This is a genomic window from Halorubrum miltondacostae (assembly GCF_041379815.1).
In the GTDB taxonomy this organism is placed as follows: Archaea; Halobacteriota; Halobacteria; order Halobacteriales; family Haloferacaceae; genus Halorubrum; species Halorubrum miltondacostae.
This window is the reverse complement of the sequence record NZ_JBEDNY010000017.1, coordinates 1-257: the sequence shown is the minus strand read 5'-3', so window position 1 is coordinate 257 and position 257 is coordinate 1. Positions and strand designations below refer to the sequence as shown.

General features: G+C 60.3%; 1 rRNA gene. It reads right to left on the bottom strand.

The window, feature by feature from the left end:
* A 23S ribosomal RNA gene (locus ABNG04_RS18180) occupies positions 1 to 257 on the bottom strand; the annotation flags it as partial.

Genomic DNA, 257 nt, shown 5'->3' with positions numbered 1-257 from the left:
CGTAGAGAGCAGGCATCCCTTCTTCCGAAGGTACGGGACTAACTTGCCGAATTCCCTAACGTCGGTTCTCCCGACAGGCCTTGCCTTGCGCTGGCAGAGCACCTGTGTCGGATCTCGGTACGGACATCGCGCTTGCCTTTTCACGGGCCCTATGTACGGCTGACTTTCGCTGTTTCGCGTTTCGCTCGCTTCGTGCCGTGACGGCGTCCACGAGTTTCCACGATTCGACCGGGCGAATGCCCGGCTCAGCGTTCCAC